This window comes from Caballeronia sp. LZ028, assembly GCF_031451415.1.
GTDB lineage: Bacteria > Pseudomonadota > Gammaproteobacteria > Burkholderiales > Burkholderiaceae > Caballeronia > Caballeronia zhejiangensis.
Window position 1 is genome coordinate 502,266 of the sequence record NZ_JARUXN010000004.1, and the last position, 12,126, is coordinate 514,391.

Annotated in this window: 15 protein-coding genes; 8 read left to right on the forward strand and 7 right to left on the reverse strand. The window is 63.2% G+C overall.

Annotation, left to right across the window (positions count from 1 at the left end; translation table 11 throughout):
- Positions 1-54: 54 nt before the first annotated feature.
- Positions 55-1,383: an aspartate aminotransferase family protein gene (locus tag QCE58_RS25065; RefSeq protein ID WP_250440489.1), complete on the reverse strand. Its 1,329-nt coding sequence runs from the start codon at positions 1,381-1,383 to the stop codon at positions 55-57.
- A gap of 148 nt (positions 1,384-1,531) precedes the next feature.
- Between QCE58_RS25065 and QCE58_RS25070 the strand changes: the two genes are divergently transcribed.
- Positions 1,532-2,947: a PLP-dependent aminotransferase family protein gene (locus tag QCE58_RS25070; protein ID WP_175979176.1), complete on the forward strand. Its 1,416-nt coding sequence runs from the start codon at positions 1,532-1,534 to the stop codon at positions 2,945-2,947.
- 45 nt (positions 2,948-2,992) lie between these two features.
- On the opposite strand, the gene QCE58_RS25075 is transcribed toward QCE58_RS25070, so the two are convergent.
- The 5 genes from QCE58_RS25075 to QCE58_RS25095 all read right to left on the reverse strand — a co-directional run bounded on the left by QCE58_RS25075 (position 2,993) and on the right by QCE58_RS25095 (position 5,944).
- Positions 2,993-3,253 (reverse strand): hypothetical protein, encoded by a 261-nt coding sequence (locus QCE58_RS25075; RefSeq protein ID WP_250521585.1) that lies wholly within the window; start codon positions 3,251-3,253, stop codon positions 2,993-2,995.
- Between the two features lie 190 nt (positions 3,254-3,443).
- Positions 3,444-4,040 carry an H-NS histone family protein gene (locus QCE58_RS25080; RefSeq protein ID WP_250521586.1) on the reverse strand — a complete coding sequence of 199 codons (597 nt, stop codon included), beginning with the start codon at positions 4,038-4,040 and terminating at the stop codon, positions 3,444-3,446.
- A gap of 126 nt (positions 4,041-4,166) precedes the next feature.
- The gene (locus tag QCE58_RS25085; RefSeq protein ID WP_284502549.1) at positions 4,167-4,913 is read right to left on the reverse strand and encodes an ABC transporter substrate-binding protein; all 747 of its coding nucleotides are present in this window, start codon (positions 4,911-4,913) and stop codon (positions 4,167-4,169) included.
- A gap of 178 nt (positions 4,914-5,091) precedes the next feature.
- Positions 5,092-5,496 carry an Hsp20/alpha crystallin family protein gene (locus QCE58_RS25090; RefSeq protein WP_250435622.1) on the reverse strand — a complete coding sequence of 135 codons (405 nt, stop codon included), beginning with the start codon at positions 5,494-5,496 and terminating at the stop codon, positions 5,092-5,094.
- 13 nt (positions 5,497-5,509) lie between these two features.
- Complete coding sequence (locus QCE58_RS25095) at positions 5,510-5,944, reverse strand: Hsp20/alpha crystallin family protein (RefSeq protein WP_008353683.1); 435 nt, start codon at positions 5,942-5,944, stop codon at positions 5,510-5,512.
- 318 nt (positions 5,945-6,262) lie between these two features.
- Between QCE58_RS25095 and QCE58_RS25100 the strand changes: the two genes are divergently transcribed.
- From QCE58_RS25100 to QCE58_RS25115, 4 genes are all read left to right on the forward strand, one after another.
- Positions 6,263-6,451 carry a DUF2970 domain-containing protein gene (locus tag QCE58_RS25100; protein ID WP_008353682.1) on the forward strand — a complete coding sequence of 63 codons (189 nt, stop codon included), beginning with the start codon at positions 6,263-6,265 and terminating at the stop codon, positions 6,449-6,451.
- Between the two features lie 68 nt (positions 6,452-6,519).
- Positions 6,520-7,500 carry a 2-dehydropantoate 2-reductase gene (locus QCE58_RS25105; RefSeq protein ID WP_008353681.1) on the forward strand — a complete coding sequence of 327 codons (981 nt, stop codon included), beginning with the start codon at positions 6,520-6,522 and terminating at the stop codon, positions 7,498-7,500.
- Between the two features lie 73 nt (positions 7,501-7,573).
- Positions 7,574-7,954, forward strand: a complete 381-nt coding sequence (locus QCE58_RS25110; protein WP_250440494.1) for a nucleotide pyrophosphohydrolase — start codon at positions 7,574-7,576, stop codon at positions 7,952-7,954.
- A gap of 81 nt (positions 7,955-8,035) precedes the next feature.
- On the forward strand, positions 8,036-9,217 hold the full coding sequence (locus tag QCE58_RS25115; RefSeq protein ID WP_250521588.1) for an acyl-CoA dehydrogenase family protein: 1,182 nt from the start codon (positions 8,036-8,038) through the stop codon (positions 9,215-9,217).
- 11 nt (positions 9,218-9,228) lie between these two features.
- On the opposite strand, the gene QCE58_RS25120 is transcribed toward QCE58_RS25115, so the two are convergent.
- A complete protein-coding gene (locus tag QCE58_RS25120) occupies positions 9,229-9,480 on the reverse strand; it encodes a DUF4148 domain-containing protein (RefSeq protein WP_033537146.1) in 252 nt (83 codons plus the stop codon).
- Positions 9,481-9,689: 209 nt separating this feature from the next.
- Here QCE58_RS25120 and QCE58_RS25125 point away from each other — a divergent pair, with 209 nt between their 5' ends.
- Genes QCE58_RS25125 through QCE58_RS25135 form a run of 3 tightly spaced genes read left to right on the forward strand, consistent with a single transcriptional unit; the run spans position 9,690 to position 12,048 of the window.
- Positions 9,690-10,727, forward strand: coding sequence for a M14 family zinc carboxypeptidase (locus QCE58_RS25125; RefSeq protein ID WP_250521589.1), 1,038 nt, complete (start codon positions 9,690-9,692; stop codon positions 10,725-10,727).
- On the forward strand, positions 10,724-11,518 hold the full coding sequence (locus tag QCE58_RS25130; protein WP_250435627.1) for an alpha/beta fold hydrolase: 795 nt from the start codon (positions 10,724-10,726) through the stop codon (positions 11,516-11,518). Before QCE58_RS25125 ends, QCE58_RS25130 begins: the two co-directional genes overlap by 4 nt.
- Positions 11,519-11,541: 23 nt before the next feature.
- Positions 11,542-12,048 carry a cupin domain-containing protein gene (locus tag QCE58_RS25135; protein ID WP_033537144.1) on the forward strand — a complete coding sequence of 169 codons (507 nt, stop codon included), beginning with the start codon at positions 11,542-11,544 and terminating at the stop codon, positions 12,046-12,048.
- Positions 12,049-12,126 lie beyond the last annotated feature (78 nt).

A 12,126-nucleotide genomic window follows, 5' to 3' on the forward strand; every position in this document is an offset into this window, starting at 1 on the left:
AAAGCCCGGCTTTCCATCGCAGGAAGCCGGGCCGCGAGCAACCGCAAAAGCCGCTTATTTCACGCTTTCCAGCGCCTTTCGCACCGTCGCGAAGATCTGATCGATCTGATCGTCTTCGATGATGAGCGGCGGCGAGAACGCGAGGATATCGCCGGTGTAGCGCACGAGCACGCCCGCCTCGAAGCACTTGACGAACACTTCATACGCGCGCGCGCCGGGTGCGCCTTCGCGCGGATCGAGCTCGATGCCCGCGACGAGGCCAAGATTGCGAATGTCCTTCACGAACGGCGCATCGCGCAGCGCGTGTGCGGCGCTTTCGAACTTCGCGGCCTTCGATGCCGCGCGCTCGAACAGCTTGTCGCGCTGATACAGATCGAGCGTCGCGATGGCCGCTGCGGCCGCGACCGGGTGCGCCGAATAGGTGTAGCCATGGAACAGTTCGATGGCGTTGGCCGCGCCCGCGTTGACGACCGTGTCGTGCACGTTGCGATGCGCGGCGACGGCGCCCATCGGAATGGTCGCGTTGTTGATGGCCTTGGCCATCGTGATGAGGTCGGGCGTTACGCCGAAGTATTCACTGGCCGTCGCTTTACCCAAACGTCCGAAGCCGGTGATGACTTCGTCGAAGATCAGAAGAATGCCGTACTTCGTGCAGATATCGCGCAGCTTTTGCAGATAGCCTTGCGGCGGCACGAGCACGCCTGTCGAACCGGCGAGCGGCTCGACGATCACGGCGGCGATCGTCGACGGATCGTGCAGCGCGATGATGCGCTCGAGGTCATCGGCGAGATGATCGCCCCACGCGGGCTGGCCTTTCGTGAATGCGTTGTGCGCGAGATCGTGCGTATGCGGCAGATGATCGACCGACGGCAGCAGCGCGCCCGAGAACGTCTTGCGATTCGGCGCGATGCCGCCGACCGAAATGCCGCCGAAGCCGACGCCGTGATAGCCGCGCTCACGGCCGATCAGACGCGTGCGCTGGCCTTCGCCGCGCGCGCGGTGATACGCCAGCGCGATCTTGAGCGCCGTATCGACCGACTCGGAGCCCGAGTTCGTGAAGAAGATGCGGTCGAGGCCTTCGGGCATCAGGCTCGCGACTTTGGTCGCCGCTTCGAATGCGAGCGGATGGCCCATCTGGAAGGTCGGCGCGAAATCGAGCGTCGAAAGTGCCTTTTGCACCGCATCGACGATCTCGTCGCGGCAATGGCCTGCGTTCACGCACCACAGTCCGGCCGTGCCGTCGAGCACTTCGCGGCCATCGGTCGAGCGGTAGTACATGCCCTTGGCGCTGTCGAGCATGCGCGGCGCGGCCTTGAACTGGCGATTGGCGGTGAACGGCATCCAGAACGACGAGAGGTCTTCGATCACGGGGCGAGCGGTCATCACGGGGTCTCCTGAAGAAGTACGGCCACTGTATTCCCCGGCAAAATTGCAAGGCATAGACAGTTGCTTCACTGCGCTGCCAACTGTGCTGGCAGAATGCTGCAAACTGTATTGGCCGGCGGACTTTCTCCGCGTTATTCTCGACGCCGTGATCGAACTCAAGCTGGAGCGCGGCGCGCGGCAGGCGCCGACGCTCGTCGAACAAATCGTGCGCGCGTTCTCCTCGGCGATCGAGGAGCAGACGTTGCGCGAGGGCGCGCTTCTGCCATCGGTGCGGCGTCTTGCCGAAGCCGAAAGTCTCAGCACATTCACGGTGACGGAAGCGTATGGCAGGCTCGTGTCGATGGGCCTCGTCACGGCGCGGCGCGGATCGGGTTATCGCGTGGCAATACGCGGGCGCAGCGAGCGCGTGCGCGCCGTCGAATGGCAGCCGCCGAGCCTCACCGCGACGTGGCTTTTGTCGGACGTATTCGCCGATCATTCCGTGCCGATCAAATCGGGCTGCGGCTGGCTGCCGAACGAATGGGTCAACGAGAGCGGTCTGCAGCACGCGTTGCGCGCGGTGAGCCGCGTACCGGCGGCGCGCATCGCGGATTACGGGCATCCGTACGGCTTCGCGCCGCTGCGCGAGCGGATCGCGGAGCAGATGGACCGCCACGGCTTGCCGATCGACGCCGCATCGAACGTGCTGCTGACCGCGGGCGCGACGCAGGCGCTCGATCTCATCGTGCGCACGCTGCTGCGTCCGGGCGATGCGGTCGTCGTCGAAGATCCGGGCTACTGCAATCTGCTGCAGATTCTGCGGCTCGCGGGTTTGCAGGTGCATGGCGTGCCACGCACGGCGGCCGGTGTCGATACCGACGTGTTCGAGCGCATCGTCGTCGAGCATCGACCGAAAGCGGTCTTTCTCAACACGACCTTGCAGAATCCGACGGGCGCGACCTTCGGCATGGCGTCGGCGTTTCGGCTGATGCAGATTGCGGAGCGGCACGGCCTGTGGGTCGTCGAGGACGATGTGAACCGCGAGCTCGCCGCGCCCGGCGCGCCGTTGCTCGCCGCCATGGAAGGGCTCAGCCGCGTGCTCTACGTCGGCGGTTTCGCGAAGACGATCACGCCCGCGTTGCGCTGCGGTTATGTCATCGCCGAGCGCGACGTATTGCGCGAACTGGCGCGCACGAAGATGGCGGTCGGGCTGACGTCATCGGAGGCGACGGAGCGCATCGTCGAGAAAGTGCTGACGGAAGGGCGCTACGCGCGGCATGTCGAATTCGTCGTGGAAAAGCTCAAGGATGCGCATGCGCTCGTCGAAGAACGCATGGATGCGCTGGGCGTCGAATTGTTCCGGCGTCCGCGCGCGGGGCTTTTCCTGTGGGGCGCGTTGCCGATCGATCCGGCGGATGGAAGCGACGTCGCGACACGCGCATTGCAGCACGGCATATGGCTCGCGCCCGGCTCTTATTTCCGTCCGGACGATGCTCAAAGCGCATGTTTTCGATTCAACGTCCCTTATTCCGTGGACGATGCGCTTTGGACATTTCTGGAAAGAACGATAAAAGGCTTTTAAAACGGACACTACAAAGTGAAATCATCGTGTCCGTTAATCGGATATTTATTGCGCCACTTGCGAAGAAGCGGAAGCCGAAACTTGCCCGCGTTGAATCTGCGCGGTGCGTTCCGTATTGCCGAAATCGCCGCGTCCTTGTGCGGCTTCTTCCGCAGCGAAGGTCTGCGCGCTGACGCCATGCTGCGAAGCCGGCGCACCGACATCGGGACGATAATGCGGCGCCGGTCCATAACCGCTTGCAAATGCCGAGCCGGCGAAAAGAGAACTCAATGCAATAGCAAAGCCCACTACGATTCGCTTGTTCACGAGGACGCTCCAACGAAGATATGAGGAGATGCGGTTGTCTGAAGCGACAACTGCAATCGGAGAAGCGAATCGTTGCTACGAAACGCCCCCGACATGTGAACGCAGTGTAGAAGGACTGAGCCTTTTTTTAATCGCACGAAAAGCCAATTGAGTTTTCGTCGATCTCAAACAATGGGATGACGTCAGGGTTTCATACGGAAGCATCGCCCGTTGTCGTGGATGGCGATGTTTCGGCACCGCCTGGTTCCGGCAATGCGGCTTTTGCCGCGCGTTTGCGGGGCGCGCTGCGCTTCACCGCCGGTTTCACTGCCGGTTTCGCCGCGACGGATTTCCTTGCTGCCGGCGCCGCTGCTTTCTTCTTCGCAGCAGTTTTTTTCGCCGCCGCTTTCCTCGCTACAGCCTTCGGTTTGACCGCGTTCTCCGCACTTTCCGCATCGATCAGAAACTTGCTGCGATCCTTCACGTTCGCGATCCATGCGGGCGGGCGCGCCCAGCCGCTCCACGTTTCACCCGTCTTCGGATTGCGATACTTCGCGGGCAGCTTGCCCTTCTTCGCGAGCTTGGTCATCGCTTCGTGACGGCCGGCGGGCGCGGGGTACGCGACCTGCGGCTTGCCCGCGCGTTTGGCCTTCTTGCCGTGACGGTCGATATCCGCGGTCGTGAGGCCGTGCCTTTCCATCAGCGCGCGAATATCGTCGAGTACGGCTTGCGCGCGTTTCGCGATCAGCTTCTCGGTCTGCGCCTGGAGCTTCTTCAACTTCGCCTGCATCTGCTTGAGCGTCGCCATCGTTGTCTCCTTGTTGTCGGTTATGTATGTGAGTCTAGGCGAGAGCGAAGCAAGCGGGATAACCTCGCCGCCCGCGCACGAAGTTATCCGCATTGGATGGATCGTTCGCGGGCAACGTATTCCAAATCACTCGCCGTAGATATCGAAGTCGAAGTACTTCTGTTCGATGCGCTTATACGTGCCATCCTTGATCATCGCGGCGATGGCGCCGTCGAGCTTATCCTTCAGGTCCGTATCTTCCTTGCGCAGGCCGATTGCCGTGCCCGGACCGAAGATCGCACTGTCTTCCAGCGCGCCGCCCGCGAAACCGTAGGGCTTGCCGCGCGGCGTCTCGAGAAAGCCGCGTTCGGCTTGCACCGCGTTTTGCAGGGACGCATCGAGCCGTCCGGCGAGCAGATCCTGATAAACCTGATCCTGATCCGCATAAGACACGACCTTCACGCCTTTCGCGCCCCAATGCACCTTCGCATACGTTTCCTGCATCGAGCCTTGCTCGACGCCGACAGCTTTTCCCGCGAGCGATTCCGCCGTCGGCCGGATGTTCGAATCGCGCTTGGCGACGAGGCGCGTGGGCACGTGAAAGAGCTTGCTGGAGAACGCGATCTGCTTGACGCGCGCGGGCGTCATCGACATCGTGGAGAGCACGCCGTCGAACTTGCGCGATTTGAGGCCGGGAATCATGCCGTCGAATGCATTTTCGACCCATACGCATTTCGCGTTGAGACGCCGGCACAGTTCATTGCCGACATCGATATCGAAGCCGACCAGCGTGCCGTCGGGCGCTTTCGATTCGAAAGGCGGATAACTCGCATCGACGCCGAAGCGGATAGTCGACCACTCTTTTGCATGCGCTCCGATCGATACGGCAAGCATCGAACCCAACAACACCGTTACCAGCCTCTTCACGATAGTCCCTTCTTTCTATGAGTATTCGAATGGTGGCGAATTTAACCGCCGTTGAAGATTATAGAGGCGTGCGCGCAGTGCAAAAGAAAAAGCGGCCGCGAAAAATCGCGGCCGCTCGAGGCAAAACTGATAACTTTTCCGATGCTTAACCCGCGCGTACTTCGACGCGGCGCGGACGCGCTTGCTCGCGACGCGGAATCGTGAGTCTCAGCACGCCATTGCTGAGATTCGCGTCGATCTTCGTCGTGTCGAAGTCTTCGCTCACCGTGAAGGCGCGTACGAAACGCGGCGCGCGCAGTTCGGCATGATGCACGCGCACCGTGCCCGGCACAGGCAATGCTGCTTCGGCTTCGATGGTGAGGCGCGCATCGTGCACCTTCACGTCGAGCTTCTCGCGCGACACGCCGGGCAGATCGGCCCACAGCGTGATGCCATTGCTATCCTCGACGATATCGACCGCGGGTGTGACCGTTGCGCGGCGTGCATTGTCTTCGTTCTTGCGCGCAGCGTCGTTCGTGTTTTGCGCGGCGACTTGAGTGTTCTCGGTCATGATGTGCTTCCTCTTACTGAATGGTGATCGCACGCGGCTTCGATGCTTCGCGCTTGCCGATGGTGATGGACAACGTGCCGTTCTCATAGCGCGCTTCGACCTTGTCCGCGTCCGCGTTTTGCGGCAGTTCGATCACGCGGCGGAAGCTGCCGGTGAAGCGCTCTTTCGCATACGTGCGCGCGCCTTCCACCGTTGCCTGCGCCTTGCGTTCGCCGCTAATGGTGAGCGTGCCTTTATCGACGGTCACATCGAGCGATGCAGGCTCGACGCCCGGCGCGAACGCGACGATATGAATCGCATCGTCCGTGCTGCCGATGTTCAGACGCGGGAAAGCATCCGCGCGGCTCGAACGCATGCTCGAAGGAAGATTGCCGAAGAGCGAGGACATCTGCCGCTGCATGCGGTCCAGTTCAGAGAAAACGTCGCCGCTGAAATAAAAGTCACTCATGGTCCAGTCTCCGATAGTGCGGCCAGCGCGGCCTGCAACAGGAAGTCGAATCGACGACGCGGTTATCGCCGTCAGTGCATCGAAAGTAGGAGCGAAGGCTATCGTTTCAATACCGCCGCCCTATGTTTCAAGCGCAATTTTTTTTCTCCGGGCGGCTCTTGAAAGAAGCCGAAGCGCGCTTACATCCGTCCGAATGCGCTTCTTGCAGGTCGTTCTGCTACCGTCGAATACAGCGCAACTGCTGCTGTTTTTCATCTCATGAAGCCGGCATCATCATCGCGTGAAAGATCGATACGGATTCAGGCGAAGGAGCCGCTCATGGAACTCTTGAAGATGTTGCGCATCGTGCTTTGGAGCTTTTTCGGCGTGCGCAAACGCGCTTCGCACAACGCAGACTTCGCGCAGGTCAGGTTGCCGCTATTGCCGGTCATCGCCGTGATGCTCGCGGGCGCATTCGGCCTGACGCTGCTGACGGTGGCGAAGCTCGCCACGGGCATCGCGCACTGAACGCACGAGCGCGCCGTCCCGCTCTTACAATGGCGATCGGATGATTGCCACGAGCGAGGACGGGAACGATGAAAGTATGCGTTTATGGCGCGGGCGCCATCGGCGGATGGATCGGCGTGAAGCTCGCGCAGGCGGGCTGCGATGTCAGCGTGGTCGCGCGCGGCGCGACGCTCGATGCGCTGAAGACGGAAGGGTTGCGGCTCGTCGAAAAGGACGCCACGCATGTCGTGAAGGTCGCGGCGAGCGCCGAACCCGCTGATCTCGGCGTGCAGGATCTCGTCGTGGTTGCAGTGAAGGCGCCCGCGATGGAATCCGTCGCCGCGCATATCGCGCCGCTGCTGTCGAATGAAACCCCCGTGCTGACCGCGATGAACGGCGTGCCCTGGTGGTTCTGCGACGGCCTTGGCGAACCGTTCACCGGCAAACGTCTTTCGTCCGTCGATCCGCAAGGCAAGATCGCCGCGGCGATTCCGGGCACGCAGACGGTCGGTTGCGTGGTGCACGCGAGTTGCTTCGTAGAAGCGCCGGGCGTCATCCGGCATCATCAGGGCAAGGGGCTGATTCTGGGCGAGGCGACGGGCGCACCGACCGCACGCACCGAATCGCTCGTTTCGCTCTTCTCGAAGGCGGGCTTCGACGCCACGCTCTCCGCGCAGATTCAACGCGACGTCTGGTTCAAGCTATGGGGCAACATGACGATGAACCCCATCAGCGCGATCACCGGCGCGACCACCGACCGCATTCTCAGCGACGATCTCGTGCGCGGCTTCGTCACGAACGTGATGCTCGAAGCGAAGGAAATCGGCGCGCGCTTCGGCATTCCCATCGAACAAAAGCCCGAGGATCGCCACGCCGTGACGCTCAAGCTCGGCGCGATGAAAACGTCGATGTTGCAGGACGTTCAGGCGGGCAAGGCGGTCGAGCTCGATGCGCTCGTCGCGTCCGTGCGCGAGTTGGGCGCGATGACCGGCGTGCCGACGCCGTTCACCGATGCGCTTCTCGGGCTCGCACGCCTGCATGCGCGCACGCTCGGGCTCTATCCGGCCTAAGCCGGCTCACCGCGCCACTCTGCCCGGCGAAGGCAGCACCTTCGCGCACACCCGACATCTTCAGAGGAACCCCATGGAGCAACAGGATCAGCGGGAAACCGCGAGCGAGCTCGTCGCAATGCGCGACATGCTGCGCGAGTTCGTCCGCGAGCGGGACTGGAGCCGCTTTCATTCGCCGAAGAATCTGGCTGCGGCGTTGTCGGTGGAAGCGAGCGAGTTGCTCGAACCGTTCACGTGGCTCGCCACCGGCGACAGAACCGAACTCGACGAATCGAAGCTGCAAGCCATTCGCCACGAAATGGCGGACGTGCTCGCCTATCTCGTGATGCTCGCCGACTCCCTCGACGTCGATCTGCATCGCGCGCTGATCGAGAAGATGGCGCTGAACCGGTCGAAATATCCGGTGCACAAAGTGAAGGGCGACGCGCGCAAGTACACGGAGTACGACGACTGACACCCGGACGAACGCCACTGGCGCACGATGCGCCCGCGCGGTTAAGCTTGGCGTTCAGCCCGTTCCCTTAGAGGATTGTCGATGGACTTTTCGCTTTCTCCGGAGTTGACCGATCTGCAGGCGCGCGTGCGCGCTTTCATCGCTGAAGAGATCGTGCCGTTCGAGCGCGATCCGCGTTGCACGCCGCATGGCCCGAACGAAGCGCTGCGCGCCGAGTTGATCGCGAAAGGGCGCGCGGCGAAGCTGTTGTCGAGCCACGTATCGCCCGAATTCGGCGGCCTGGGCCTGAATCACGTCGCGAAAGCCATTCTGTTCGAGGAGGCGGGCTATTCGCCGCTCGGTCCGGTCGCGCTGAACATCGCCGCGCCCGACGAAGGGAACATGCATCTGCTCGAAGCCATCGCTACGCCGCAGCAAAAGGAGCGCTGGCTGCGTCCGCTCGCGGCGGGCGAGATTCGCTCGTGTTTCTGCATGACCGAGCCGCCGCCGGGTGCGGGCGCCGATCCGGCGATGCTGCAGACCATCGCCGTGCAGGACGGCGACGACTACGTGATCGACGGACGTAAATGGTTCATCACGGGCGCGGAAGGCGCGGCGGTCGCGATCATCATGGCGAAGTTCGCCGACGGTCCCGCGACGATGTTCCTCGCCGATATGTCGAGCCCCGGCATCGTGATCGAGCGCGCGATGGATTCGCTCGATACGTGCTTTCCCGGCGGCCACGGCGTCGTGCGCTTCGAGGGCCTGCGCGTGCCGAAGGAAAACGTATTGGGCGAGCCGGGCGAAGGATTTCGCTACGCGCAGGTGCGGCTATCGCCGGCGCGTCTCACGCACTGCATGCGCTGGCTCGGCGCCGCGCAGCGCGCGCACGATGTCGCGACGGCGCATGCGCGGCAGCGTCAGGCGTTCGGCAAGGCATTGGGCGAGCACGAAGGCGTCGGCTTCATGCTCGCCGATAACGAAATGGATCTGCACGTCACGCGTCTCGCCATCAGGCATTGCGCGTGGGTGCTCGATCAGGGCGTGCTCGGCAAGCACGAATCGAGCATCGCGAAAGTGGTGTCGTCGGAGGCGCTGTGGCGGGTCGTCGACCGCTCGGTGCAGGTGCTCGGCGGGCAGGGCGTCACGCACGAAACCGTCGTCGCGCGGATTTTCGCGGATATGCGCGCGTTCCGTATCTACGACGGTCCGTCGGAAGTGCATCGATGGAGCATCGCGCGGCGCATCCTGCGCGGGCCGAAGCCGCGCGGCGAATCGGCCTGACGAATGCGCGCTTACTGCACGCGGGTTTCGCCGCGAGCCTGCCGTTGCGCGATGATGCGGCTCGCGCGCATCGCGTTGTCCGGGTAGTCCAGCCAGTCGTTCGGATCGTAGCCGACCGAGCGCCACAGCAGAAATTCCTGCCGGACCTGGTCGCGCGTTTTCGGCGCGTTTGGATCGGTGGTTTGCGCCGGCGGTTGCGCGAGCGCGGACGCGGCGCAGCACAAAGCGAGCGCGCCGAGGATGATGCGGGAAATGGATGTCATGACGAATACCTCACACCGCGTAGCACGGCGATTTCATTCTAGGTGACGGAACGAAAACGCGCAGAACACGTTGTTCGCGTTCGGCGCGTCGCGTTTCATATGTCGTGTGCTGACGAACCGCCCTATACTCGATTTCTTCGGGCGGGGCGTTCCGGCGATTCATAGAACCATAGCCTGAGCCAACGAATACACGACAAACAGGCCCAGTCATGAGCACGTCGAGCGTTGCCATCAGCAGCAGTTTTCCGGAGATGGACGAACTGAAAGCGATTCGCATCGCGGGCGGCGCGCGCTTCGCGTGGCACACGATCGGCGAAGTGCGCGCACGCGGGCATATGTTTCCGATCCTGACCGCGGCGATCGGCTCGGACGATCCGCAAGCGCCCGCGATCGGCTTTTTCGGCGGCGTGCATGGGCTCGAATGCATCGGCACGCAACTCGTCCTCGAATACATGCGCGCGCTGTTGCGACGGCTCGAATGGGACGACACGCTGCATCATCAACTGCGCGCGGTGCGGCTCATCTTCATGCCGATCGTCAATCCCGGCGGCATGTTCGCGCGCACCCGCGCGAATCCGAATGGCGTCGATCTGATGCGCAACGCGCCGCAAAGCGCCGAAGGACGCGTGCCGTTTCTCGCGGGCGGACAGCGCATCGGGCCGTGGCTGCCGTGGTATCGCGGCCCGGCCGATGGCCGCATGGAAGTGGAGAGCGCGGCGCTGCTTTCCGTTGTCGAGGAACAGTTGATGTCGCGGCCGTTGAGCTTCGCGCTCGATTGTCATTCGGGCTTCGGCTGGGACGACAGCATCTGGTTTCCCTACGCGCGCACCGAGCGGCAAATGGCGCATCTGCCGGAAATGTTTCTGCTGAAGACGATGTTCGAGGAGTCGTATCCGCATCATGGCTACGCGTTCGAGCCGCAGAGTCATCAATACCTGCTGCACGGCGATCTGTGGGATTTCGCGTATGACCGCTCGCGCGCACCCAACATCTTCCTTCCGATGACGCTCGAACTCGGCTCGTGGCGCTGGATTCGAAAGAATCCGATGCAGCTTTTCTCGCGCCTCGGCATCTTCAATCCGATCAAGGCGCACCGGACGAGGCGCGTGCTGCGGCGTCATCCGAACTTCTTCGATTTCCTCACGCGCGCGGCGTTCTCGTCGCGTCGCTGGCTGCCGAGCGGCGAATTCCGCGAGGACGTGCTGCGGCGCGCGCGCGAGCACTGGCAACGCACGGCCCTGCGATGAGCCAGTGGATCCTTCTGCGCGGCCTCACGCGTGAAGCGCGTCACTGGGGCGCGTTCGATGCGGCGCTCGCCGCGCATGGGCTCGCAGGCGCGGGCGAGCGCGCGATATGCATCGATCTGCCGGGCAATGGCGTCGAACGCGCGCATGGGGCGCCGCTTTCCGTCGTCAGGATGATGGCGTTCGTTCGCGAGCGCGCCGCCGCGCTGAACATACGCATGCCGTGCCGCGTGCTTGCGATGTCGCTCGGCGCGATGGTCGCCACTGCGTGGGCCGAACATCATCCCGACGAGATCGAGCGGCTCGTGCTGATCAACACCAGCATGCGCCCGTTCGCGGGCGTGTCCGAACGCCTGCGTCCCAATGCGTGGCCGATGCTCGCGCGAATCGCGATGACGTGGACGCTGCCCGAGCGATGCGAAACGCTCATCCACGCGCTGACGTGCAATCGTATCGACACGCGTGACGCGGATATCGCGCACTGGGCGCATCTTCGGCGCACGCGTGGCGCGAGCGCGGCGAACGCGCTGCGTCAACTCGCGGCGGCGGCGCGCTTTCGCGCGCGCGTCGATGCACCGCCATGTCCCGTATTGCTGCTATCGTCGGCGGCGGACCGGCTCGTCGATCCGATATGCTCGCTGCGCATCGCGGCGCAATGGCGTGCCTCGCACGCGGTGCATCCGTGGGCGGGCCACGATCTGCCTCACGACGATGCCAACTGGACGTGCGCAGCCATCGCCGCGTGGCTCGACGAGCGCAAGCGCACGCGTGACGTTTCCGTGACGAGTGCATGACACCCATTTGTTTCAAGGTCAATATGAAACCGCCGATCATCAATCTCGATGCGCTCGAACCGCAACCGCTGCCGCCGGAATTCGCGCCGACGGGTGCCGCCGCCGAACGTTACGCGCCGCGCATTGCGCGTATCGGCGGCATGCTCGGCGCGAGGAAGCTCGGCTATAGCCTCATCGTGCTCGAAGCGGGCAAGCGCGCGTTTCCGTTTCATCATCATCGCGTGAACGAGGAGATGTTCTTCGTGGTGGAAGGCGAGGGCGAAGTCCGCATCGGCCAGGAGACGCATGCGATTCGCGCGGGCGACGTCATCGCCTGCCCGCCGGGCGATGCATCGACGGCGCATCAGATCGTCAACACGGGCGCGCAACCGTTGCGCTACCTTGCGGTCAGCACGATGCAATCGCCCGAAGTGGTCGAGTATCCGGATACGGGCCGCCAGGCCGTGCTCGTCGCCGACGAGCCGGGCGTGAAGGGCTTGCGCGCCGTGTTTCGCGCAAGCGATTCGCTGCACTACTGGGACGGCGAATAGAAATGCAGCAGGCACGACGATGGCGAACACCGTCGTCGCTGCCTTCCATGCTTCGTCCATGTAACCGTCACGAATTTC

What these genes read in the sequence shown, in the direction of transcription:
- QCE58_RS25080 (WP_250521586.1), bottom strand. Translation starts at nt 4,040, where the DNA reads ATGGCGACGCTCAAGCAGATGCAGGCGAAGTTGAAGAAGCTCCAGGCG.
- QCE58_RS25100 (WP_008353682.1), top strand. Translation starts at nt 6,263, where the DNA reads ATGGAACTCTTGAAGATGTTGCGCATCGTGCTTTGGAGCTTTTTCGGC.
- QCE58_RS25065 (WP_250440489.1), bottom strand. Translation starts at nt 1,383, where the DNA reads ATGACCGCTCGCCCCGTGATCGAAGACCTCTCGTCGTTCTGGATGCCG.
- QCE58_RS25130 (WP_250435627.1), top strand. Translation starts at nt 10,724, where the DNA reads ATGAGCCAGTGGATCCTTCTGCGCGGCCTCACGCGTGAAGCGCGTCAC.
- QCE58_RS25120 (WP_033537146.1), bottom strand. Translation starts at nt 9,480, where the DNA reads ATGACATCCATTTCCCGCATCATCCTCGGCGCGCTCGCTTTGTGCTGC.
- QCE58_RS25095 (WP_008353683.1), bottom strand. Translation starts at nt 5,944, where the DNA reads ATGAGTGACTTTTATTTCAGCGGCGACGTTTTCTCTGAACTGGACCGC.
- QCE58_RS25110 (WP_250440494.1), top strand. Translation starts at nt 7,574, where the DNA reads ATGGAGCAACAGGATCAGCGGGAAACCGCGAGCGAGCTCGTCGCAATG.
- QCE58_RS25085 (WP_284502549.1), bottom strand. Translation starts at nt 4,913, where the DNA reads ATGCTTGCCGTATCGATCGGAGCGCATGCAAAAGAGTGGTCGACTATC.
- QCE58_RS25135 (WP_033537144.1), top strand. Translation starts at nt 11,542, where the DNA reads ATGAAACCGCCGATCATCAATCTCGATGCGCTCGAACCGCAACCGCTG.
- QCE58_RS25115 (WP_250521588.1), top strand. Translation starts at nt 8,036, where the DNA reads ATGGACTTTTCGCTTTCTCCGGAGTTGACCGATCTGCAGGCGCGCGTG.
- QCE58_RS25105 (WP_008353681.1), top strand. Translation starts at nt 6,520, where the DNA reads ATGAAAGTATGCGTTTATGGCGCGGGCGCCATCGGCGGATGGATCGGC.
- QCE58_RS25090 (WP_250435622.1), bottom strand. Translation starts at nt 5,496, where the DNA reads ATGACCGAGAACACTCAAGTCGCCGCGCAAAACACGAACGACGCTGCG.
- QCE58_RS25125 (WP_250521589.1), top strand. Translation starts at nt 9,690, where the DNA reads ATGAGCACGTCGAGCGTTGCCATCAGCAGCAGTTTTCCGGAGATGGAC.